The sequence below is a fragment of the Streptomyces mayteni genome (genome assembly GCF_054783955.1).
The window spans coordinates 1-21283 of the sequence record NZ_BAAGPR010000105.1 but is presented as its reverse complement, the minus strand read 5'-3'; the positions used below and the strand labels follow the sequence as shown (position 1 = coordinate 21283).

At 71.7% G+C, this 21283-nt stretch carries 20 protein-coding genes; 7 read left to right on the top strand and 13 right to left on the bottom strand.

What is annotated here, in order from left to right:
* Nucleotides 1-9: 9 nt before the first annotated feature.
* Together ACYVPE_RS31975 and ACYVPE_RS31970 are read right to left on the bottom strand one after the other, a co-directional pair.
* Nucleotides 10-207 carry a DUF397 domain-containing protein gene (locus ACYVPE_RS31975; protein ID WP_461037271.1) on the bottom strand — a complete coding sequence of 66 codons (198 nt, stop codon included), beginning with the start codon at nucleotides 205-207 and terminating at the stop codon, nucleotides 10-12.
* Complete coding sequence (locus tag ACYVPE_RS31970; RefSeq protein ID WP_461037270.1) at nucleotides 194-1099, bottom strand: helix-turn-helix domain-containing protein; 906 nt, start codon at nucleotides 1097-1099, stop codon at nucleotides 194-196. The genes ACYVPE_RS31975 and ACYVPE_RS31970 overlap by 14 nt, the downstream gene beginning before the upstream one ends.
* On the opposite strand from ACYVPE_RS31970, the gene ACYVPE_RS31965 reads away from it, so the two are divergent.
* The gene (locus ACYVPE_RS31965; RefSeq protein WP_461037269.1) at nucleotides 1037-1333 is read left to right on the top strand and encodes an ATP-binding protein; all 297 of its coding nucleotides are present in this window, start codon (nucleotides 1037-1039) and stop codon (nucleotides 1331-1333) included. The genes ACYVPE_RS31970 and ACYVPE_RS31965 overlap by 63 nt on opposite strands.
* Nucleotides 1334-1394: 61 nt before the next feature.
* Here the strand turns inward: ACYVPE_RS31965 and ACYVPE_RS31960 are convergent, their stop codons facing one another.
* The 7 genes from ACYVPE_RS31960 to ACYVPE_RS31930 form a co-directional block, all read right to left on the bottom strand.
* Nucleotides 1395-2597 (bottom strand): M20 family metallopeptidase, encoded by a 1203-nt coding sequence (locus tag ACYVPE_RS31960; protein ID WP_461037268.1) that lies wholly within the window; start codon nucleotides 2595-2597, stop codon nucleotides 1395-1397.
* A 149-nt stretch (nucleotides 2598-2746) separates the two neighbouring features.
* Nucleotides 2747-3841, bottom strand: coding sequence for a hypothetical protein (locus ACYVPE_RS31955; protein ID WP_461037267.1), 1095 nt, complete (start codon nucleotides 3839-3841; stop codon nucleotides 2747-2749).
* 68 nt (nucleotides 3842-3909) lie between these two features.
* Nucleotides 3910-4848 carry an N-acetylneuraminate synthase family protein gene (locus ACYVPE_RS31950; protein ID WP_461037266.1) on the bottom strand — a complete coding sequence of 313 codons (939 nt, stop codon included), beginning with the start codon at nucleotides 4846-4848 and terminating at the stop codon, nucleotides 3910-3912.
* Nucleotides 4845-6065, bottom strand: coding sequence for a cytidylyltransferase domain-containing protein (locus tag ACYVPE_RS31945; protein ID WP_461037265.1), 1221 nt, complete (start codon nucleotides 6063-6065; stop codon nucleotides 4845-4847). The genes ACYVPE_RS31950 and ACYVPE_RS31945 overlap by 4 nt, the downstream gene beginning before the upstream one ends.
* Nucleotides 6066-6145: 80 nt before the next feature.
* Nucleotides 6146-7540 carry a DUF6716 putative glycosyltransferase gene (locus tag ACYVPE_RS31940; protein ID WP_461037264.1) on the bottom strand — a complete coding sequence of 465 codons (1395 nt, stop codon included), beginning with the start codon at nucleotides 7538-7540 and terminating at the stop codon, nucleotides 6146-6148.
* Nucleotides 7541-8016: 476 nt separating this feature from the next.
* A complete protein-coding gene (locus ACYVPE_RS31935) occupies nucleotides 8017-8742 on the bottom strand; it encodes an RNA polymerase sigma factor (protein ID WP_461037263.1) in 726 nt (241 codons plus the stop codon).
* A gap of 287 nt (nucleotides 8743-9029) precedes the next feature.
* Entirely contained in the window at nucleotides 9030-10628 is a 1599-nt protein-coding gene (locus ACYVPE_RS31930; protein WP_461037262.1) for a family 20 glycosylhydrolase, read from the bottom strand.
* Between the two features lie 218 nt (nucleotides 10629-10846).
* Between ACYVPE_RS31930 and sdhC the strand changes: the two genes are divergently transcribed.
* From sdhC to ACYVPE_RS31900, 6 genes are all read left to right on the top strand, one after another.
* Complete coding sequence (sdhC, locus tag ACYVPE_RS31925; RefSeq protein WP_461037261.1) at nucleotides 10847-11227, top strand: succinate dehydrogenase, cytochrome b556 subunit; 381 nt, start codon at nucleotides 10847-10849, stop codon at nucleotides 11225-11227.
* Nucleotides 11228-11232: 5 nt separating this feature from the next.
* The gene (locus tag ACYVPE_RS31920) at nucleotides 11233-11694 is read left to right on the top strand and encodes a succinate dehydrogenase hydrophobic membrane anchor subunit (RefSeq protein WP_132821945.1); all 462 of its coding nucleotides are present in this window, start codon (nucleotides 11233-11235) and stop codon (nucleotides 11692-11694) included.
* Between the two features lie 15 nt (nucleotides 11695-11709).
* Complete coding sequence (gene sdhA, locus ACYVPE_RS31915) at nucleotides 11710-13464, top strand: succinate dehydrogenase flavoprotein subunit (protein ID WP_461037260.1); 1755 nt, start codon at nucleotides 11710-11712, stop codon at nucleotides 13462-13464.
* On the top strand, nucleotides 13464-14243 hold the full coding sequence (locus ACYVPE_RS31910) for a succinate dehydrogenase iron-sulfur subunit (RefSeq protein WP_461037259.1): 780 nt from the start codon (nucleotides 13464-13466) through the stop codon (nucleotides 14241-14243). Before sdhA ends, ACYVPE_RS31910 begins: the two co-directional genes overlap by 1 nt.
* A gap of 159 nt (nucleotides 14244-14402) precedes the next feature.
* Nucleotides 14403-15227, top strand: coding sequence for a S1 family peptidase (locus tag ACYVPE_RS31905; RefSeq protein WP_461037258.1), 825 nt, complete (start codon nucleotides 14403-14405; stop codon nucleotides 15225-15227).
* A 70-nt stretch (nucleotides 15228-15297) separates the two neighbouring features.
* The gene (locus ACYVPE_RS31900; RefSeq protein ID WP_461037257.1) at nucleotides 15298-16665 is read left to right on the top strand and encodes an FAD-binding oxidoreductase; all 1368 of its coding nucleotides are present in this window, start codon (nucleotides 15298-15300) and stop codon (nucleotides 16663-16665) included.
* A gap of 21 nt (nucleotides 16666-16686) precedes the next feature.
* Here the strand turns inward: ACYVPE_RS31900 and ACYVPE_RS31895 are convergent, their stop codons facing one another.
* From ACYVPE_RS31895 to ACYVPE_RS31880, 4 genes are all read right to left on the bottom strand, one after another.
* Nucleotides 16687-17532, bottom strand: a complete 846-nt coding sequence (locus ACYVPE_RS31895; RefSeq protein ID WP_461037256.1) for a hypothetical protein — start codon at nucleotides 17530-17532, stop codon at nucleotides 16687-16689.
* Nucleotides 17533-17553: 21 nt separating this feature from the next.
* Nucleotides 17554-19194: an ABC transporter substrate-binding protein gene (locus ACYVPE_RS31890; RefSeq protein WP_461037255.1), complete on the bottom strand. Its 1641-nt coding sequence runs from the start codon at nucleotides 19192-19194 to the stop codon at nucleotides 17554-17556.
* 244 nt (nucleotides 19195-19438) lie between these two features.
* Nucleotides 19439-19738, bottom strand: a complete 300-nt coding sequence (locus tag ACYVPE_RS31885; protein WP_461037254.1) for a carboxypeptidase-like regulatory domain-containing protein — start codon at nucleotides 19736-19738, stop codon at nucleotides 19439-19441.
* Nucleotides 19739-19891: 153 nt separating this feature from the next.
* On the bottom strand, nucleotides 19892-20695 hold the full coding sequence (locus ACYVPE_RS31880; RefSeq protein WP_461037253.1) for a metallophosphoesterase: 804 nt from the start codon (nucleotides 20693-20695) through the stop codon (nucleotides 19892-19894).
* Nucleotides 20696-21283: the final 588 nt, after the last annotated feature.

The following is a 21283-nucleotide window of genomic DNA, read 5'->3' as shown; positions in this document are numbered from 1 at the left end:
GTGGTCGCACTACCGGCCGCGCGCCGACCAGCCGCCGCCCTTGATGGCGGTCAGCAGGGCCGCCGCCCGGGCGGGGCGGGTGGTCAGGACGGCGGCGGGGTCGTCGCTCTCGCGCAGGAGGAGGGGACTGGGACCGGCCGCCAGTTGTATGCACTCCTGGTGCGCCTCACCGCTGAAACTGGACTTCTGCCACTCAAGAGCGGACATGACTTCTCTCCTTCAGGCTGTACAGCAGGTGCTGGGCAAGTCCGAACGTACCTTCGCCCGCAGGGCCGTGGGGGTCCAGGGGCGCCAGTGCCACATTCTCCAGCCGGCAGAAGTGCGCCGTGTACTGCTCCAGTTGGTGCTGCTCGGTCAGGAACATCGAGGTGATGGGCTGCTCGACATAGACCGTTCGCAGCTCGGGCGAGCCTACTTCCAGGATCGTGAAGGCGCCCAGGGCCGCCGGGTTGGTGGCGGTGCTGAACGGCAGTAGCTGAATGGTGATGTTGGGGGATCGGGCAGCCTCGATCAGATACTCAAGCTGCTCCGCCATGACATCAGGCCCGACGAATCCCATGCGGAACGCGCCCTCGTGGATGACGACCCGAACGGCCGGCGCGGGATCACGTTCGAGAATCCGCTGACGCCTCAACCGGAACTCCTCGTGACGTGCGAGACGATCAGAGCCGATTCCATTGTCGCCGCTACGGATCAACGCTCGCGTGTAGGCAGGCGTCTGCAGGAGGCCAGGCACGTACAACCACTGGAAGGTGCGGAAGCCCACGGCCATGCCCTCCAGCTCGGCGAGGTCCAGGAGCTGGGGGTTCACGACCTTCTTGTAGTCGGACCACCATCCGCGCCCATCGGCTTCGGCCATGGTGAGAAGGCCGTTGACGAGATCCCGATGTTCGCAACCGTACGCCTCCGCCAGCGTCAGCACCTTGTCGGCGGAGACATTCGTACGACCGGCCTCGATATGGCTCATGTGGGCGCGGCCCACCCCGATACGCTCGCCCGCTTCAGCGGCCGAGAGGCCGGTTGGCTCGCGTAGCCGTTGAAGTTCTTGCCCGAGGAGAGCGCCCGGCTGCTCGTCTCCGAGGTGGTGACCAACGCGCACCAGCACACCGCGTCGCCGCTCATCGCCCTCACGACGGTGATCACGCCGGCCGGGCTACGCGTTGAGGTGTTCGACAACAGCCCGGTCTACCTGCCGCCGCCGGCGGCGGCGGCGCAGGCGGTGGAGAGGGAGGGCGGGCGGGGGCTCCACCTGGTGCAGAGCCTCGCCCGCCACTGGGGGTGCGACGTGTTGCGGCGGCCGGCCGGCAAGTCGGTGTGGTTCGACCTGGGGTAGCCGCGATCGTGCGACGTTCGGTACACCTCAACCGGCGTGTCGCGTACCTACCGTCACAGGATCAGCCGAGCCGCGCCGCCGCCACCAGCAGCTCCACGCCGACGCCGATCGCCGACTCGTCGACGTCGAAGTCGCCCTGGTGGATGTCGCGTGGCGTGGCCGACGCGTCGCCCGGCGGGCGGACGCCGAGGCGGGCCATGGCGCCGGGGACGTGCTCCAGGTACCAGGAGAAGTCCTCACCGCCCAGGCTCTGTTGGGTCGGCTCGACGGAGTCCGCGCCGAAGCGGGAGACCATGGCCTCGGTCAACAGGGCCGTGGATTCCGCGTCGTTGACGACCGGTGGGACACCGCGGATGTACTGGAGCTCGGACTTGGCGCGGTAGAGCGCCGCGACCTCGTCGACCGCCGCGTGCACCACGTCGGGGGCCGAGCGCCACGCCTCGATGTCCAGGCAGCGCATGGTGCCGGACAGTTCGGCGGACTGCGGGATCACGTTGGGCGCGTGGCCGGTCTCCAGGCGGCCCCAGGTGATCGCCATGCCGGCGCGGGTGTCGACCCGGCGGGCGACCAGCGCGGGGACGTCGACGGCGACCCGGGCCGCGGCCGTGACCAGGTCGGTGGTGAGGTGCGGGCGGGCCGTGTGGCCGCCGGGGCCCGCGAGCTTGATCTCTATGCGGTCGCAGGCCGCGGTGATCGGGCCGGTGCGCACGCCGAGACGGCCGGCGTCCACCTTGGGGTCGCAGTGCAGGGCCAGGATCCGGCCCACGCCGTCGAGCACGCCGTGCTCGATCGCGTCCTGGGCGCCGCCCGGCAGCACCTCCTCGGCCGGCTGGAAGAGCAGCCGGACGCCACGCCGCAGCCGGCCCTCGGCCGCGAGCCTCGCCAGCGTCAGGCCGGCGCCCAGCACCACCGTGGTGTGCACGTCGTGGCCGCAGGCGTGCGCCCGGCCGGGGATGGTGGAGGCGTAGGGCACCGTCTTGGTGTCCGGGATCGGCAGCGCGTCCAGGTCGGCGCGGAGCCCGAGGAGTGGCCCACTGTCCCCCGGTGGACGTACGTCGCACACCAGCCCCGTGCCGCTGCCGAGCACGCGCGGGGCGAGCCCGGCGCGCTCCAGGCGCTTCTTGACGACGGCGGTGGTGCGAACCTCCTGGTTGCCCAACTCGGGATGCATGTGCAGGTCCCGGCGGAAGGCGATCAGCTCGGCGCGCAGCTCGTCATCGAGTTCGGGGACGGGCGCGGACTCCGGAGACGGCAGATCACTCACGGGACGACCCTAACCCCGTTCGCCTGTCAAGACGGCATCGATCATGGAAAGTTCACATCACGGAATCACGGCCCGGCCGCATAAGACCGTGTGTGACTGGGTATGACTACTTTCTTTTTGTCGATGCCTCGTCGATGCGCGCCGGTGATCTACTGCTGCGCCGGCAGCGAGGTCAGGCCGTGGGTGCCGAGGGCGGTGTTGGTGACGGCGGAGAGGAAACCGCTGGCCCGCTCGCTGACGCCGTCGGTGAACCAGCTCTCCGATATGTCGCAGACCGCCACCTTCACGTCGGTGTCGGCCAGCACCCGCGGCAGCGTGTGCACCACGGTGGAGGGGAAGCTCAGTATCGTGGAGCCGATCGGGCCGCGCCTGGCGACGAGTTCGAGCGGCAGGTCGGGGCGGACGATCTCGAGCCCGGCCTCGTTGGTCAGCCGCCGCAGCTTGTCGACGCTCTCCCTGCGGTGCGCGAAGTAGCGGGTGACGCCGTGCGCCTCGGCCAGCGCCACCACGCCGGCCACGTAGCGGTCCTCCTGGATGACGCCCGTCTCCACCAGCGAGGTGCCGACCAGGTCGGCGCCGCCGGTCAGCCGGGGCGCGGGGAAGTGGGCGCGGGTCCAGGCGAAGTCGTTGGCCGTGACGGTGACGCCGGCCAACGCCTCGACCGGCATCGCCGTGAACACCTCGACGGAGCGGCCCGCCGCCGGCGTCAGACGCCGCACGGCGCGCCGCGCGACGGGCGCGAACAGCAGCGCCCGCGGGCCGCGGGCGTTCGGCCGGTGCCAGCGCACCAGCCGCTCGCCACGGGCGAGTTGGGCGGTGAACTCCATGGTGGCGGTGCCGTCGTCCACGACGACGATGTCGCGGCGGCCGCCGGCCATGGAGAGCAACAGCTGGAGGTAGTGCGAGAACGGGTCCCCGATGACCAGCAGCCCGGCCCGGCGCATCGGCCCGGCCAGGGCGGCCAGCGATCGGGGCGGCGCGACGGCGCTGCCGCGCGCCTCGCGCCAGAGCACGCGGTAGCCCGAGTCCCGGGCCAGCTGCGCCATGCGGCGCAGCTGGCCCCGGCTGGTCGGGTCGTGCGGCGGCAGGATGACCACGGTGAGATCGCGCCCATCCCGAGAGGACGCGGCCCGGGAGGACGCGGCGTGCGACGCGTGCGCCCACTCGAGGATGTTCAGCAACTGCACCGGACTCTCGGCGAAAGCCAGCGTGGTGGCGCGCGCCTTGGCCCCCCGGTCAGTCATGCGCGTTACTCCGTCCCGTGCTCTGTGATGGTCCTGGGAACTCCAGTGTCCCGCAGGTGCCGGCAGGTTCAGACCGAGGCGGGCTCGCGCTCCGCGTCGCCCTCGGTGCCCTCGGCCACGACGCCCTTGACGCGGCGGAGCTTCTTCATCGGGCCGAGCTCGCTGTCGTAGACCTTCTTGACGCCGTCGCCCAGCGACTCCTCGATGGTGCGGATGTCCCGCACCAGCCGGGTCAGGCCCTGCGGCTCGACGGAGGCGGCCTGGTCGGAGCCCCACATCGCGCGGTCCAGGGTGATGTGACGCTCGACGAAGACGGCGCCGAGCGCGACCGCGGCGAGCGTGGTCTGCAGGCCCGTCTCGTGGCCCGAGTAACCGATCGGCACGTTCGGGTACTCGGCCTGCAACGTGTTGATCACGCGCAGGTTCAGCTCGTCGGCCTTGGCCGGGTAGGTGCTGGTGGCGTGGCAGAGCAGTATGTTCTCGCTGCCCAGGACCTCGACCGCGTGGCGGATCTGCTTCGGGGTCGACATGCCGGTGGACAGGATGACGGTGCGGCCGGTGGAGCGCAGCTTGCGCAGCAGCTCGTCGTCGGTGAGGGAGGCGGAGGCCACCTTGTGCGCCGGCACGTCGTACTGCTCCAGGAAGTCCACGGCCTCCGGGTCCCACGGGGACGCGAACCAGTGGATGCCCTTCTTGCGGCAGTACTCGTCGATGGCGCGGTAGTCGGCCTCGCCGAACTCGACCCGGTGCCGGTAGTCGATGTAGGTCATCCGGCCCCACGGGGTGTCCCGCTCGATGTCCCACTGGTCGCGCGGGGTGCAGATCTCCGGCGTGCGCTTCTGGAACTTGACCGCGTCACAGCCGGCTTCGGCCGCCGCGTCGATCAGCGCGAAGGCGTTCTCCAGATCGCCGTTGTGGTTGATGCCGATCTCGCCCGTGACATAGACGGGACGGCCGGGGCCCACGACGCGGTCGCCGAGCTGACGAAGTCGGTTGTTGGTTGTCATGAGGGGCTGAGTTCCTTTCCGAGGATCCACGAGGCGATCTCGCGGATCGCGCCGGCGCCACCGGCCGTCGAGGTGACCGCGCGAGCGGCTCCTCGCACGACGTCGTGGGCGCTCGCGACGGCCACCGGCCAGCCGACCAGGTCGAAGCACGGCAGGTCGTTGACGTCGTTGCCCGCGTAGAGCACGCGTTCCGGCGCGATTCCTTGCTCCTCGCACCACTGTTTGAGGGCGAGGTCCTTCCGGTCGATGCCGTGCAGCACTGGTATGCGCAGCTTGCGCGCCCGCGCGGCCACGACCGGATTCTGTTCCGAGGACAGGATGAGCAGCGGGATCCCCGCGCGGCGCAGGGCGGCGATGCCCAGGCCGTCGCCGCGGTGCACGGCGACCATCTCCCGTCCCTCGGTGTCGACGAGCACCCGGTCGTCGGTCTGGGTGCCGTCGAAGTCGAGCACGATCGCGTCGATGTCGGCGCGAGTCGGCAGGTAGTCGGGGTAGCCGGAGTAGGCAGAACCCGCGGCCGTCAGGCCCTTCTGGTCGCCGTCGAGCAGCGGCGCCAGGGCGCGGGCCCTGGCCAGGTCGTGCGGGTCGTCGATCTCCAGCACCCGGGCCGGGTCGGTGCGGACCAGCTCGGTGCGGCCGAAGAAGCGGTGCCGCTCGACGCGCAGCCCCTCGGCGCGCATCCCGTAGCAGGCGCCGGTCTCCAGCAGGTCCTGCGGCCGGTCCTGCCGCATCGGGCGGTAGGACTTGTCGTGGTTGACGCCCTGGCCGCCGGTGCTCGCCGCCTCCCGCCAGACGAAGCCGTGGAAGGGGGCGACGGTCAGCGCGGTGTCGGCGCCGTCCAGGATGGCGGCGGCGACCCCGTCCACCTCCTCGTGGGTGAGGAAGGGGCTGGTGCACTGGACGAGCAGCACCACCTCGACGGAGACCCCGTGCCGCTCCTGGTAGACGTCCGTGGCGTGCAGGATCGCGGCCTCGCTCGTGGCCTTGTCCCCGGCGATCTCGGCCGGCCGCTCGACGACCTCGGCGCCTGCGGCGTGCGCGGCGGCGGCGATGTCCGGGTCGTCGGTGGAGACCACCACGGCCGTGACCAGGCGGGCGCCACGGCAGGCACGGACCGCGCGGGTGATCAGCGGCGCGTCGCCGACGGGGGCGAGGTTCTTCCCCGGCACGCCCTTGGAGCCCCCGCGGGCGGGGATCACAGCCAGCACAGTGCTCATGCCTGAAGCCTTCGTTCGTCGATCGGATCGGTCGGATCGGGATGCGGGGGAGGAAGAGGAGGGGGGCGTGGCGGGGGCGGTCACAGCTGCCCCCAGCGCCGGATCAGCGGGGCCACCCGCTGGACGCCGGCGCGGTAGGCGCCACGCGCGGTGCTGCGCAGCAGGCGCTTGGAGGCGCCGCGCATCCCGGTGGTGGGGTCGGGCCCGCCCTGGAAGCCGGCCAGCGGCTCGCCCTTGACGTCCAGGCCGTGCCTGGCGAGCACGCCTGGCAGGTAGCCGGGGGCGGTGCGCACCGTGTAGTAGGGGTCGAGCGGCGGCAGCCCCTCGTCGTCGGCCAGCTCACGGAGCGTGGCCAGCCGCTGGTGGGCCGGCCCGAACGCGTCCTCGGGGGCGCGGCCGAGGCCCTGGTCGGCCAGCCAGCCCGGGTCGGGGGTGGGGACCAGGCCGCCGTCGAGCTCGTCCCAGGAGGCGTAGCAGCCGGAGCCGAGGAAGTAGTGGTTGCCGTGCTGCTCGCGGATGCCGAGGTCGGTGAGCACGGCGGTGGGGATGCCGCGGTGCAGCGATTCGAGCGCGGCGGTGGAGCTGACGGTGACCAGCAGGTCGGTGCCGTCCAGCATCTCGCCCATGTTGCCGTAGGCGAGCTGGAAGTTGGCCGGGGTGCCGCCCTTGATGCGCTCGACGAGCCGCTGGTAGGGCAGCTCCTCGATGTGCGTGGTGTGTTCGCCCGGCTTGCTGCGGAGCTTGAGGACGACCTCGCGCCGCGGGTGCCGGCGGGCGTGCTCGACGGCGCGCTCCAGCAGGTAGGCGCGGTCCTTGCGGGTGCCGGGCACCGAGGGCTGGACGGCGAAGACGACCCGGTAGGGGCGGTCGCCGCGCTCGACCGCGCCGGCGTCGTACGGCTGACCGGCGAGGAACGGCAGCGCGCACTCGGTGACGGCCGAGGTGTCGGCCCGCACGCCGCGGAACTGCTCGCGGAACCTGGCGGCGTCGAAGGCGCTGTTGGCGAGGACGATGTCGGCGCCGTGCCGCAGCAGCAGGCCGTCGGTCAGCTTCTCGTAGACGACGCCCACGTAGCCGCTGACGACGACGGTGCGGCGGGGCGCCCCGTGCCAGGCGCGGGCCAGGCCGTGCAGCATGGCCTGGACGGTGCCGCCGACGCAGGCCAGGATCAGCGCGTCGTAGGGGGCGTTCTCGGTGGCGTTGTCGCGGGATTCGGCGGCGCTTTCCGCGGCTTTCTCCCGGAGATCACCGATGCGCCGTAGGAAGTTGATCGCGGTGATCTCTTCCGGCTCCTCGACACCGGTGTCCGTCTCGGCCAACTGCCGTGCGGTGGGGGTCGCTCGACCCCGCAGGAGATAACCGTGGACGGAGGACTCGGGGGCTATCCGGCGCGCGGTGAGCGCGCCCCATTTCCACCGCGTGTCAGAATCCGCCAGCACGGCCAAACGCAGCGGGCCGCGGGATGAATCGGGCACGTAAGGAACCATAGGCACCGAACGGTAGACGGTGTGGGGCGAGGGTCGGGCCAACTCAGTCACAACAACCAGTTAACAGCACGACACCACTGGGCCAACTCGCGTGGCCGATTCCCTCAGCCCGCGAACAATAGGCGCGACTTAACGTATTGGACGATCGCCGGTCGCCTTCCGTTCACCTTTCGCGGCCGGAACGCGACATCGCACACGCAGGGGGGCCGGGGGCCGCGTCGCGGCTTCCGCACGGCCGGGAAACACACGCGGAGATCACCGGGTCCGGGGAGCGGTTGCGCTCGGATCCGGACGTCTCGGGGGCGCGGGGGTGGCCGCGCCTGAGGGCCTGGTCGCCACCGGGCCCTGGAAAGGGTGCGCGGGCGGGGCTAGGGGGAAAGCCGCCCCGCCCGCGCCTGGGCTTCCCTGAGGTACGGGGGGGACCTCGGGTTGCCCTGTCGGTCGATGACCAGTCGACCTGTTCCTTACTGCGCCGTAGCCCTCGATTCCGTTACACCCGCCTCGACGCGAGCCTCGATCCGCGCCTGGATCCGCGCCTGGATCCGCGCCTCGAGTGCCGCGACCCGCGCCTCGACCCGCGCCTCGGTCGGGCCCTCCACGCACATCTCGCGCACGTGGTCCTGGCAGTTCGCCGGGTCGACGCAGCGTAAGCGCTGCGCGAGCCGGCGCAGGCCGCGGTGGTTGGCGGTGCGGACGGCGCCAGGACGGCTGCCCATCAGCGAGGCGGCGCGCTTGGCGTCGAGGCCGAACATGGTGCGCAGCACCACGGCCTCGGCCTGCTCCTGCGGGAGTTCGGCGACCAGGGCCAGGGCCCGGGTGGTGGCGAGCGCGTTCATCGCCTCCTCCGCGGTGTCGGCCGAGGACGGCAGGTCGGCGAGCACCTCCTCGTCGGCCCGGTACTCCTGCGGCCGGCGGCCTCTGGCCCTGAGGTGGTCGAGCGCCCGGTTGCGAGCGATCCGCGCCGTCCAGCCGCGGAACCGGTCCGCGTCGCCGCTGAACCGCTGGAGGTCGCGCGATATGTGCAGCCACGCCTCCGCGGTGACGTCCTCGGCGTCGGGCTCGGCCACGATGGTCCGCACGTAGCCGAGCAGCCGTGGGTGGACCGCTCTGAAGACCGCCCGGAAGGCGGTCTCGTCCCCTTCCTGGGCCGCGTGAACCGCCGCGGTCAATTCGACGTCTGCCCCCTGCACTCCCGGCCCCCCTTGGCGGCTCACGCCGCTTGCGTTTCAAGGTTGGTAACTGTGTGTCTCCAGTGCCTGAACGCTACGCGGTCTCGCCGCGCTAAGTCCATGGCGCATCCGGACGTATCCGCTCGGTAACAGATTCCTGGTGTTCGACGCTGTACGAGATACGGACCCGGGCCCGGTCAGGCCCGAGGCCGGCGACAGCCGGGGTCTCTCCTGTGGGGGGTGGCGGCCCCGGCTGTTCGCGTGGCCTCGGCCGGTCCGGCCGAATCGACGGCCTTGCCCGGGCCGGCTCAGACTCCGACCCGGTCGGCGAGCGACGTGAACTCGGCCCAGCTGAGCGAGGGCCGGTCCGGGTTCCACAGCTTCTGGGACACCGCGGCGAGCGGCAGGCGGATGCCGGCCGCCACCTGCTCCGGGGTCTGGGCGTCCGCCAGGTCGCACCAGACCGCGAACCGGCCGCCCGGGATGTCGTCCGCGTTCCTGAACCGGTCGGGCACGGCGTCGGAACCGCGCAGCACGTCTGGTGTCCACTCGTCATAGATACGCTCACCGGTCGGATAGGTGAAGCCGTTGGGCTCACCGAGTACGTAGTAGAGGTACTCGGAGTTGAGGTTCAGCAGCTGCCAGCCGCCGTCCAGGTACTCGACGGGCTCCCGGGCGCCGATCTCGCGGCCGGTCCAGTAGGTGACCTGTCGTTCCTTGTCGGGCTGCACGACGCCGCCGGCGAACATGCCGTCGTTCCAGACCTGCGGCTCCTTGTCGGCGCCGCGCGCCGTGTCGGCGCGGTCGTTGAGCCAGCCGGTGGCCAGGTCCTGGACGCGGGCGTCCGAGCCGTAGCGGTCGCGGGCGGCGGCCGCCAGGTCCGGGTAGCTGGCCTCGGGGTCCGACGTCATCAGCGCCGCGTACTCGTCGCCGCCCAGGTGCAGGTAGCGGCCGGGGAAGAGGTCGGCGTACTCGGTGATCAGGTCGTCGAGGAGGGCGGCCGCGTCCGGGTTGGCGATGTCGATGGCGCCGGCCGTGGCGCTGCCGTCGGCCCGCCTGAGCTGGAGCTCCGGGTGGGCGTCGAGCACCGCCCCGAGGTGTCCTGGCGAGTCGATCTCCGGGATCACGGTGATGTGCAGCGAGTCGGCCAGGTCGAGGATCGAGCGGACCTCGTCCTTGGTGAGGTGGTCGTCCGAGACGACCTCGGGGTGGGTCTCGCTCTCGATCCGGAAGCCCTGGTCGTCGCTGAAGTGCAGCTGGAGCTGGTTGAGCTTGAGGTCGGCCATCTCGCGGAGCCGGTCCTCGATCCAGGAGGCGCTGAACGGCTTGCGCGCGGTGTCCAGGGAGAGGCCGCGCTGCGGGCGGTCGGGCCGGTCGCGGATCTCGCCCTCGGGGAGGCCGCCGGCGCCGCTCACCGCCTGTACGACCGTTCGGGTGCCGTAGAAGACGCCGGCGTCCTCGCTGCCGGTGATGGTGACCCGGTGGTCGCCGGTCACCAGGTGGTAGCCCTCGGCGCCGGTGTCGGCGCCGTCGTCGAGCTTCAGCTCTATGTCGCCGTCCCTGGCGCCGTCGTCGGCGCGGCCGACGCCGAGGTCGTCGGCGAGCCGGTCGGCGGTGCCCGCGAGCGGGCCGCCGGAGTCCGCTATCACGCGGGTCGAGTCGGCCGGCGCCCAGCCGTCGCCCTGGGCGGCGTCGAAGGAGCGGACGGCCGGGATGATCTCCGGCGCTCCGGTCGGCCCGGCCGGGAGTGGGGTGAGCGGGTCCGTGGGGGTCTGGGTGGGGGAGGTGTTTCCGGTGGTGGCGGTGGAGCCCGAGGTGCCGCTCCTGACCACGGCCAGGGCCACCGACGTGACGATCACCGCCACGGCCGTGGCCAGTGCGAATATTCGCCAGGGCGCTTGTCGCATACCTCGAAGGTAACCGCTGGCCATCGCTTGGCAAACGCGATGCGCGACGGCCGACAATCCGCGCGGTCCTGGCCGCTGGGCGCCCCCCGCGACGAAGCCGCCCGAAGCCGCCGATAGCATGGCGGCGGCCGGAGGACCGTACCCGGCCGGGCCCGACCGACGTCCCACAGGAGCAGGAGCTGCCGGCAGGCCCTGATCGCTTGCTGAAGGGTTCTTCCGTGCCGGCAGGAACGCTGTACCGCGGCCGGGAAGGCATGTGGTCATGGGTGGCGCACCGCGTCACCGGTGTCCTGGTGTTCTTCTTCCTCTTTGTCCATGTCCTGGACACCGCGCTCGTCCGGGTCTCCCCCGAGGCGTACGACGACACCATCGCGGTCTACAAGACCCCGATCGTGGCGTTCATGGAGTACGGCCTGGTGGCCGCCGTGCTCTTCCACGCGCTGAACGGCCTGCGGGTCGTCGCCGTCGACTTCTGGAACAAGGGCGCCCGCTACCAGCGGCAGATGCTCTGGACCGTCGTCGGCGTCTGGGTCGTCCTGATGGCGGGGGCCGCCTATCCGGTCCTCGGCCACGCGTTCCGTGAGCTGTTCGGGAGCTGATGATCATGGCCATCGAGACCACCCAGGTCACCGACACCACCTACTCCCCGGACAACCCGGCGCCGGTCATCGAGCCGCCCCGGGCCCGCACCGGCCGCACCCCGCGCGCCACCCGCACCAACTTCGAGCTCTACGGCTGGCTGTTCATGCGGCTGTCCGGCATCGTGCTCGTGGTGCTGGTGCTCGGCCACCTGCTGATCCAGCTCGTCCTGGACGGCGGCGTCTCCAAGGTCAGCTTCGCCTTCGTCGCCGGCCGCTGGGCCTCGCCGTTCTGGCAGGCGTGGGACCTGATCATGCTCTGGCTCGCCATGCTCCACGGCGGCAACGGCCTGCGCACGATCATCAACGACTACGCCGAGCGCGACACCACCCGCTTCTGGCTGAAGATGCTGCTCTACACGGCCACGGTCTTCACCGTGCTGCTCGGCACGCTGGTCATCTTCACCTTCGACCCGAACATCCGCTGACGGGGCTGACGACTCATGCAGATCCACAAGTACGACACCGTCATCGTCGGGGCTGGCGGCGCCGGGATGCGCGCCGCGATCGAGGCGACCAAGCGCAGCCGCACCGCGGTGCTCACCAAGCTCTACCCGACCAGGTCCCACACCGGCGCGGCCCAGGGCGGCATGGCCGCCGCCCTCGCCAACGTCGAGGAGGACAACTGGGAGTGGCACACCTTCGACACGGTCAAGGGCGGTGACTACCTGGTCGACCAGGACGCCGCCGAGATCCTGGCGAAGGAGGCCATCGACTCGGTCCTCGACCTGGAGAAGATGGGCCTGCCCTTCAACCGCACCCCCGAGGGCCGGATCGACCAGCGCCGCTTCGGCGGCCACAGCCGCAACCACGGCGAGGCCCCGGTCCGCCGCTCCTGCTACGCGGCCGACCGCACCGGGCACATGATCCTCCAGACGCTGTACCAGAACTGCGTCAAGGAGGGCGTGGAGTTCTTCAACGAGTTCTACGTGCTCGACCTGCTGCTCACCGAGGTCGACGGGGAGAAGCGCACCGCGGGCGTCGTCGCCTACGAGCTGGCCACCGGCGAGCTGCACGTCTTCCAGGCCAAGGCCGTGGTCTTCGCCTCCGGCGGCAACGGCAAGTTCTACCGGGTCACCTCCAACGCGCACACCCTCACAGGCGACGGCCAGGCCGCCGCCTGGCGGCGCGGCCTGCCGCTCGAGGACATGGAGTTCTTCCAGTTCCACCCGACGGGCATCTGGCGGATGGGCATCCTGCTCACCGAGGGCGCCCGCGGCGAGGGCGGCATCCTCCGCAACAAGGACGGCGAGCGCTTCATGGAGAAGTACGCGCCCGTCATGAAGGACCTGGCCTCGCGCGACGTCGTCTCCCGCTCCATCTACACGGAGATCCGCGAGGGTCGCGGCTGCGGCCCCGAGGGCGACCACGTCTACCTGGACCTGACGCACCTGCCGCCTGAGCAGCTGGACGCCAAGCTGCCGGACATCACCGAGTTCGCGCGCACCTACCTGGGCATCGAGCCGTACACGGACCCGATCCCGATCCAGCCGACCGCGCACTACGCGATGGGCGGCATCCCGACCAACGTCAGGGGCGAGGTGTTGTCCAACAACACCGACGTGGTGCCCGGGCTCTACGCGGCCGGCGAGGTCGCCTGCGTCTCGGTGCACGGCGCCAACCGGCTCGGCACCAACTCGCTCCTCGACATCAACGTGTTCGGCCGGCGCGCCGGCATCGCGGCCGCCGAGTACGCGGCCACCGCCGACTTCGTCGAGCTCCCCGAGGGCCCCGAGAGCCTCGTGGCCGACGAGGTGGAGCGGATGCGCTCCTCCACCGGCAGCGAGCGGGTGGCCGCCATCCGCCGGGACCTCCAGGACACCATGGACAAGAACGCCATGGTCTTCCGCACCGAGCAGACGCTCAAGGAGGCGCTGGAGGACATCACCGCCCTGCGCAGCCGCTTCAGGAACGTGTCGGTGCAGGACAAGGGCAGGCGGTACAACACCGACCTGCTCGAGGCCCTGGAGCTCGGCAACCTGCTGGAGCTCGCCGAGGTGCTCGTGGTCTCCGCGCTGGCCCGCCAGGAGTCCCGCGGCGGCCACTACCGCGAGGACTACCCCAACCGCGACGACGTCAACTTCATGCGGCACACCATGGCCTACCGCGAGGTCGACGCCGAGGGCAACGAGTCGATCCGGCTTGACTACAAGCCCGTCGTCCAGACCCGCTACCAGCCGATGGAGCGTAAGTACTGATGGCTACCCCCACGTTGGAGAAGACCGACGAGGCCCCGTCGGCCGCCGAGCACCTGGTCACCGTCACCTTCCGGATCCGCCGGTTCAACCCGGAGGAGGGTGCCGAGGCGGTCTGGCAGGACTTCGAGCTGCGCATCGACCCCAAGGAGCGGGTGCTCGACGCGCTGCACCAGATCAAGTGGGAGCTGGACGGCACGCTGACCTTCCGCCGCTCCTGCGCGCACGGCATCTGCGGCTCGGACGCGATGCGGATCAACGGCCGCAACCGGCTGGCCTGCAAGACCCTGATCAAGGACATCGCCGACCTGGGCGAGGGGCGGGCCACCAAGCCCGTCACGATCGAGCCGATAAAGGGCATGACGGTCCTCAAGGACCTGATCGTCGACATGGAGCCGTTCTTCCAGGCGTACCGCGACGTGATGCCGTTCCTGATCACCAAAGGCAACGAGCCGACCAGGGAGCGCCTCCAGTCGGCGGCCGACCGGGAGCGCTTCGACGACACCACCAAGTGCATCCTGTGCGCCGCGTGCACCTCGTCCTGCCCGGTGTTCTGGAACGACGGCCAGTACTTCGGCCCGGCGGCCATCGTCAACGCGCACCGCTTCATCTTCGACTCGCGCGACGAGGGTGGGGAGCAGCGGCTCGAGATCCTCAACGACCGTGACGGCGTGTGGCGTTGCCGCACCACCTTCAACTGCACGGACGCCTGCCCGCGTGGCATCGAGGTCACCAAGGCCATCCAGGAGGTCAAGCGGGCGCTGATCACCCGGCGCTTCTGAGCGGAACTCCACGGGGTGGGCCGGCGCGGAGCGCGCCGGCCCACCCCTCCGCCTTCACCCCCACCCGCCTTCACCGTGACAGATCTCGGAAAGACCGAGCCCATAGCGTCCTGCTCAGCCGTGCCCGCAGTGGGCGGCGCACCTGGTGAAGGAGCCGATGTGAGCAGGAAACCGATGACCCGCGCCGCCCTGGTGGTGGCGCTGACGGCCGGCGCGTTGACCGCCTTCCAGGGCCCGGCCCAGGCGGAGCCCGTGTCCCCGAGGATCATCGGAGGGGAGCCGGCCACCGGCGAGTACTCCTTCGTCACCGCGCTGAACTGGGACCCGGACGGCCGGCACCGGTTCCGCTGCGGCGGCTCGCTGATCGACGAGCAGTGGGTGCTGACGGCGGCGCACTGCGTCTACGACCAGGCGGCCAGCCGGCCCTACGACCCGGCGGTCTTCGACGTCCGGGTGGGCTCCAACGACCGCACCAGCGGCGGCAGCACGGCGCGCGTCGTGGAGACGGTCGTCCACCCCGACTACTGGACCACGCCCGGCGACCGGCAGTCCGACGTCGCGCTGCTCCGCCTCGACCGCCCGGTGGACCAGGAGCCGCTGGCCGTCGCGAACGAGGAGGCCACGACGGGCGACAGGCTGCGGGTCCTCGGCTGGGGCATCACGGCCGTGGGCCAGACCGAGGCCCCCGTGCGCCTCAACCAGCTGCGGACCTCGGTGATCGACGGCGCGAACTGCGTGGTCGGCGGCATCTACGACCTGACCGAGGGCGACCTGTGCGTGGACGACCCGAAGAACCCCGCCACCGGCAACTGCTCGGGTGACTCCGGCACGCCGGCGGTGCGGTGGCGGGACGGCCGCTGGGAGCTGGTGGCCCTGGAGAGCCGCAGCGTCAACGGCTGCGCCGTCAGCCCCAACGTGATGCCAAGCGCGGCCGCCCACGCGAACTGGGTCTCGGGCGTGATCGGGAACGACGGCCAGGGCTGATCCCGGCCGGTCCGGCGGGGCCCTTCCCCGACCATGGGTTTTCGGCGCCCGAGCTGCCAAGCTGCCTTGCATGAGCGAACTCGTGGCACTGCTTCGCGAAGGGCTTCCGCCGGAATCGATCCTCACCGACCCCGACGTCACCGCCTCCTACGCCAACGACATGGCCAGCTTCTGCCCCGCCGGGGCGCCGGCCGTCGTGGTGCTGCCGCGCACCGTCGACCAGGTGCGGCACGTGCTGCGCACCGCGACCGCGCTGCGGGTGCCCGTGGTGCCGCAGGGCGCCAGAACCGGGCTCTCCGGCGCGGCCAACGCCGTCGAGGGCTGCGTGGTGCTCTCGCTGACCAGGATGGACGCCATCCTGGAGATCGACCCGGTGAACCGGATCGCCGTGGTCGAGCCAGGGGTCGTCAACGCCGACCTGTCGAAGGCGGTGGCCGCGCACGGCCTCGCCTATCCCCCCGACCCGTCGAGCTGGGAGCAGTGCACCATCGGCGGCAACATCGGCACCGGCTCGGGCGGTCTTTGCTGCGTCAAGTACGGGGTGACCGCCGAGTACGTGCTCGGCCTCGACGTGGTGCTGGCCGACGGCCGGCTGCTGCGCACCGGGCGGCGCACCGCCAAGGGCGTCGCCGGCTACGACCTGACCCGGCTCTTCGTGGGTTCCGAGGGCACCCTCGGGGTGGTCGTCGGGGCGGTGCTCGCGCTGAAGCCGGCGCCGCCGCAACAGCTGGTGCTGGCGGCCGAGTTCGACTCGACGGCGGCGGCCGGCGACGCGGTCGCCAGGATCATGGCGGCGGGGCACACGCCCTCGCTGCTCGAACTGATGGACGCGACGACCATCGAGGCCGTGAACCGGGTGACCAGGATGGGCCTGCCGGAATCCACCCAGGCGCTGCTGCTCGCCGGCTTCGACACCCCCGACCCGGCCGCCGACCTGGCCGCCGTCGGCGAGCTGTGCCGGGCCGCCGGCGCCACCGAGGTGGTGCCGGCCGACGACGCGGCCGAGTCCGAGCTGCTGCTCGCCGCCCGGCGCGCCACGCTGGTCGCGCTCGAGTCGGTCAAGGGCACCACGATGATCGACGACGTGTGCGTGCCGCGCGGCCGGCTCGCCGAGTTCCTGGACGGCGTCGCGGCGATCGCCGAACGCCAGCGGCTGACCATCGGCGTGGTCGCGCACGCCGGGGACGGCAACACCCACCCCACGGTCTGCTTCGACTCCGCCGACGAGGACGAAGGGCGGCGCGCCCAGGCGTCGTTCGACGACATCATGGCGCTCGGCCTGGAGCTGGGCGGCACCATCACCGGCGAACACGGCGTCGGCGTGCTGAAGCGGGACTGGCTGGCCCGTGAACTCGGCCCCGAGAGCGTGGCGTTGCAGCGGTCGATCCGGGAGGTGTTCGACCCGCTCGGCATCCTCAACCCGGGCAAGGTCCTCTGACCGCGACCGTGACCGTGACCGCTACCGCGAGGTATCGCGGCAGGCCTCGTCGAGCAGCCACTGGCGGAACGTCTCGGGATCGCGGGCGAGTTCCGACACCACCCGGGTGCACCAGTCCTCGGCGAGCCGGTCGAGCGCCTGCGCCAGGCTGCGGTGCAGCAGCCGCCGGGTGGCGAGCAGCGGCACCGCCACCACGGGCCTGGCCAGGCCGCGGCCGCGCAGCACGGTCAGCACCTCGAGGCGCCAGGTGCCGTCCGCCGTGGGGCGCGGCACCGCCTGGAGGTCGGCGCGCAGCAGCGCGTAGCGGATGCCGATGGACACCGGCGGCCGGCCCGGCGCGCCGCCGGCGGCCTCCCACCAACGCCCCAGGTCGAGACGGCCCTTGACGGTGAACGAGCGCCAGCGGCGCGGCCGGCCGTCGGCCCTGGTCAGCGCGCCGGCCACCGAGAGCCCGGCGCGCTGCGGCCGGTCCGAGCTGGCCAGCCGCACCTCGGTGACCACCCGGGCCGCCGAGGACTTCGCACCGCTGGACAGCTCCTGCTCCTCGCGGCCGAGGTCGAACCGGAGCGCGGTCTCCTTCGCCCGGTCCCAGCCGAGGACCGTCAACTCGCCGTCCGACCAGCGCGGGGTGCCGCCCTCGGTGGGCAGGATCCCGTCCGCGCCGGCGGTGCCCCGGTAGCGGGCGCCGGGCGCCAGGTGCTCACCGGCGAGCAGCCGGGCGCCGCGCACGGTGCGCCCGTCCTCGGCGACCAGCGTGCCGTCCTCCGCGTGCAGGCTCTCCAACACCTCGTGGACCACGGCGATGAAGCTCTCGACGCGGCCGCGGTCGACCGAGGCCAGCGCGAGGGTGTGCCGTAAACGTGCCATGCCAGCATCCTGCCCTAAAGATCAGATGCGGTGCAGCTCCCACAGCCGCCACACACCGCTGTGCGAGACCAGGTTCTGGGTGCCGCTGATCTCGACGGTGCTGATCACGGTGCGCCGGTCCTGCCAGATGGGGACGATCGGCGCCGAGCCGGCGGCCAGGTCGTGGATGGTGAGGAAGTCCTCGGCGGCGCGCCCGCGGTCCAGCTCCCCGTGGGTGCGGCTGATCAGCTCGTTGATCGCGTTGTCGCTGAAGCCGGTGGCCAGGGCGTCGCCGGGGCCGAGGATGGTGTCGGTGAAGGTGGCCGGGTCGGGGAAGTCCGGGGTCCAGCCGATGAGGTACGCGTCGTAGCCGCGGGTGCCGTAGATGGTGGGGATGAACTCGGCCCAGTCGTGGTAGCTGATCTCGACGTCGAACAGGCCGCCCTCTTCGAGCTGTTGCTGGATCAGCTCGGCCTCGGCGTGGTTGGCGACGCCCCGGGAGTACGCCAGGTTGAAGCGGACCGGGAGTTCGAGTCCCGCCGACTCCATCTCGGTGCGGAGCGAGTCGACGCTCACGCCCCTGAAGTGGTCGTAGTAGGGGGTGCCGTGGCCGGTGAAGCCGACGGGTATCAGCGAGTACAGCGGCTCCACGGTGTCCTGCTGGACACGGCGGGAGATCGCCTCGCGGTCGATCAGGGTGGCGGCGGCCCGGCGGGCGACCGCCTCGCTCATCGGCATGCCCTGGTCGGTGTTGAAGGCGAGCACCCGGATGCTGCCGCCGGTGGTCTCGGCGACCCGGATGCTGGAGTCGCTGCGGTTGAGCTCGGACATCACGGCGGGCGGCATCCGCCCGTTGTTGACGTCGAGTTCGCCGGCGTCCCAGGCGTCGGCCAGCTGCTCCTCGGCCGCGGTGCCGTCGTCGGACTGGACGAAGTACCGCACGGTCACCGGGGTGTCGGGGGTGTCGACGGCGCCGTGGTAGCCCGGATTGGGCACCAACTCGGCGTACTCGTTGGCCCGGTACCTGTCGAGCAGGAAGGGGCCCGAGCCGACCACCTGGCCGTCGGTGCGCGGCTCGATGGCGCTGTAGCTGTCCTGGTGGACGATGGCGCCCGCGCTGCCCGCGACGACCAGCGGGAAGGTGGCGTCCGGCTGGTTGAGCTCGAAGATGATGTCCTGCCCGTCGACGCGCACCGCCTCCAGGCTGGCCAGCAGGCTGGAGGGGCCTGCGAAGGCGAACTTCTCCTCCTCCGGGATGCTGTCGTCCTCGGCCTCGCGGGCCGCGCGGTCGGCCATCGAGAGGACGCGCTCGTAGGAGAACTTGACGTCGTCTGGCGTGACCTCGTCGCCGTTGCTGAAGGACAGGTCGTCCCGGAGGGTGCAGCGGTAGACCGTGAGCTGGTTGTCGGTGAACTCGCAGCTCTCCGCGGCGTCCGGGACCGGCTCCTCCTGCCCCGGCGCGTAGGTCATCAGGGACTGGTAGAGGTTGCTCATCAACGCCGCGCCGGCGGCGTCGAAGGCGCCGCCCGGGTCGAGGATGGTCGGTGTCGAGGTGGTGCCGACCACGATCGGCTCGTCGTCGCCACCACTCGACCGGAAGAACATCCAGCCACCGATGGCGCCGACCGCAAGCACCACCACAAGCCCGAGGCCGATGGCCCCTCTGGCCCGGATCCGTCGCAACTCTCCGCGCCCTTCCTCCGAAGACGTTTGGGAGGCCAGCCAACCACAGTGGTCCTGCCCGCGCATGGGTCAGGGGGCAACGGAGGGGACACAAATCTGGACGCCGGCGTTCCGCTCCTTGGACACCTCCTCCTCACGTCCCGACGGATCCGGTGGCCCTCCGGTGTCCACGGCGGGCCCTTCCGGTGCTCGTTCAATGCTCATTCCATGATCGTTCCATGGCCGTTCGACGCCTGTTCCCTGATCATTCGGTGCCGGCGCCCGGCACGTCCATCCGGAACTCGACCTCGACCGGCCGGCCTTCGAGCCGGACGGCCACCTGCTGACTTCCCAACTGCGGGGAGAACGCGACCAGCACGTATTCCCCATGCCCGGGCGCCTCGACGCTGAACGCGCCGTCGTCCGCGCTGCGGGTCTTCACCAGGTGCCGGCCGCCGGCCGCGCCGGACAACGTGACGACGGCACGGGGCAACGCCACCCCCAGGGAATCCCGCACCCGCCCTCTGATGATCAACCCCGGCTCCGTCTGGACCTCGTCCGTCATGCCCCCACTCTCCTCCTCGCCCCTGGCGCGCTGTTTCCGTCACGCTGTCAGGTTGTGCCCTGCTTGTTATCTAGGACACCTTCGTGGCGTGATTAGTTGACCCGGACGAGCGGCTGAGACGAAAACCGGACAAGGTGCCCCGTTCGGCGGGGCTCAGTCCGCGCTGCGCAACTCCAGCAGCGTGACGTCCGGATCGGCGCCGATCCGGACGGGCGGGCCGAAGGCGCCGGCCCCGCGGGTGACGTAGAGCTGGGTGTCGCCGTACCGGTCGAGGCCGGCCAGCGTCGGGTTGGCGGTGGCCGCGAGGTAGTTGAGCGGCCACATCTGCCCGCCGTGGGTGTGCCCAGACAGCTGGAGGTCGACGCCGTGGTCGACGGCGTCGTGGATCTGCACCGGCTGGTGCGCCATGAGCACGCTGACCCGGGCCGGGTCGCGGTCGCCGAGCGCGGCCTCGAAGTCCGGACCGCCGAAGTCGGTGCCCTCGCCCGCCACGTCGTTGACGCCGGCCAGGTCGAAGTGGGCCAGCTCGTCACGGGCGTTGGTCAGCGGACGCAGGCCGAGCTCCCTGACGTGGTCCACCCAGGCCGCGGTGTCCACGTAGTACTCGTGGTTCCCGGTGACGAAGTAGACGCCGTCCCTGGCCTCGATCCCCGCCAACGGCGCGGCCGCCGACCGCAGGTCGTCGACCTCGGCGTCCACCAGGTCGCCGACGACGGTGACGAGGTCGGGGCTGGTGCGGTTGATGGTGTCCACCACCCGCTGGCAGTGCGAACGGCCGAGCAGCGGCCCGAGGTGGATGTCACTGACGACGGCGATCCGATACCGGTCCGCTGCGCGGGGCAGTCGCGGGAGCGTGACGCTCACGTGGCGCGTGACGAGACGCCGGGCGGCGTACGTCCCGTACCCCATCAGCCCCGCCGTGACCACCCCGGCCCCCACGGCGATCCCCCTCGCCACGACCAGCCTCCGGCTGGGCCCCTGCCCCTCCCCGCCACCGGCGCCATCCCCCCGGCCCCCACCCAGGAGGGGTTCCGGGCCCCCACCCGGGAGGGGTTCCGGGGCTCCGCCCCGATCCCCGCCGGAGGCGGCCGTCCCGGCTCCGCCGGGCGGCGTGGCATCCGCCACCGGTGCGGCCAACCGCTCCGCCCCGGCCGCGGCATCGGCCCGACCCTGGCCGTTGACACCGCCGGGAGACGCGTCCCCGGGAGCCAATTCCGGGGCTACGCCCCGGACCCCCGCGGGGGCGGTTGCCCCGGCCACCGCCCCCCGGGCTCCGCCCGGACCCTCTCCCCCGGCTCCGCCGGAGGACGCACCGTTGGCGCCCGCCTCCGGGGCCTCGCCGGCCACGGCCGTCCCGGCTTCGCCGGGGGTTTCGTCGGCCGCCGGCGCGGCGGTGTCGGCCCGGCTCTGGCCGTTGGCTCCGCCCGGCGCGTGAGACGCGTCGCTCGAGGCCGGCTCCGGGGCCCCGCCGGAGGCGGTGTCGCCGGCCGTGCCGGGGTTCTCGGCCGCCGCCGAGGCGGGGAGCCGCACCGCGTCGGCGCGCAC

What these genes read in the sequence shown, in the direction of transcription:
- ACYVPE_RS31975 (WP_461037271.1), bottom strand. Translation starts at nt 207, where the DNA reads ATGTCCGCTCTTGAGTGGCAGAAGTCCAGTTTCAGCGGTGAGGCGCAC.
- ACYVPE_RS31955 (WP_461037267.1), bottom strand. Translation starts at nt 3,841, where the DNA reads ATGACTGACCGGGGGGCCAAGGCGCGCGCCACCACGCTGGCTTTCGCC.
- ACYVPE_RS31950 (WP_461037266.1), bottom strand. Translation starts at nt 4,848, where the DNA reads ATGACAACCAACAACCGACTTCGTCAGCTCGGCGACCGCGTCGTGGGC.
- ACYVPE_RS31945 (WP_461037265.1), bottom strand. Translation starts at nt 6,065, where the DNA reads ATGAGCACTGTGCTGGCTGTGATCCCCGCCCGCGGGGGCTCCAAGGGC.
- ACYVPE_RS31930 (WP_461037262.1), bottom strand. Translation starts at nt 10,628, where the DNA reads ATGCGACAAGCGCCCTGGCGAATATTCGCACTGGCCACGGCCGTGGCG.
- ACYVPE_RS31920 (WP_132821945.1), top strand. Translation starts at nt 11,233, where the DNA reads ATGGCCATCGAGACCACCCAGGTCACCGACACCACCTACTCCCCGGAC.
- sdhA (WP_461037260.1), top strand. Translation starts at nt 11,710, where the DNA reads ATGCAGATCCACAAGTACGACACCGTCATCGTCGGGGCTGGCGGCGCC.
- ACYVPE_RS31910 (WP_461037259.1), top strand. Translation starts at nt 13,464, where the DNA reads ATGGCTACCCCCACGTTGGAGAAGACCGACGAGGCCCCGTCGGCCGCC.
- ACYVPE_RS31900 (WP_461037257.1), top strand. Translation starts at nt 15,298, where the DNA reads ATGAGCGAACTCGTGGCACTGCTTCGCGAAGGGCTTCCGCCGGAATCG.
- ACYVPE_RS31895 (WP_461037256.1), bottom strand. Translation starts at nt 17,532, where the DNA reads ATGGCACGTTTACGGCACACCCTCGCGCTGGCCTCGGTCGACCGCGGC.
- ACYVPE_RS31885 (WP_461037254.1), bottom strand. Translation starts at nt 19,738, where the DNA reads ATGACGGACGAGGTCCAGACGGAGCCGGGGTTGATCATCAGAGGGCGG.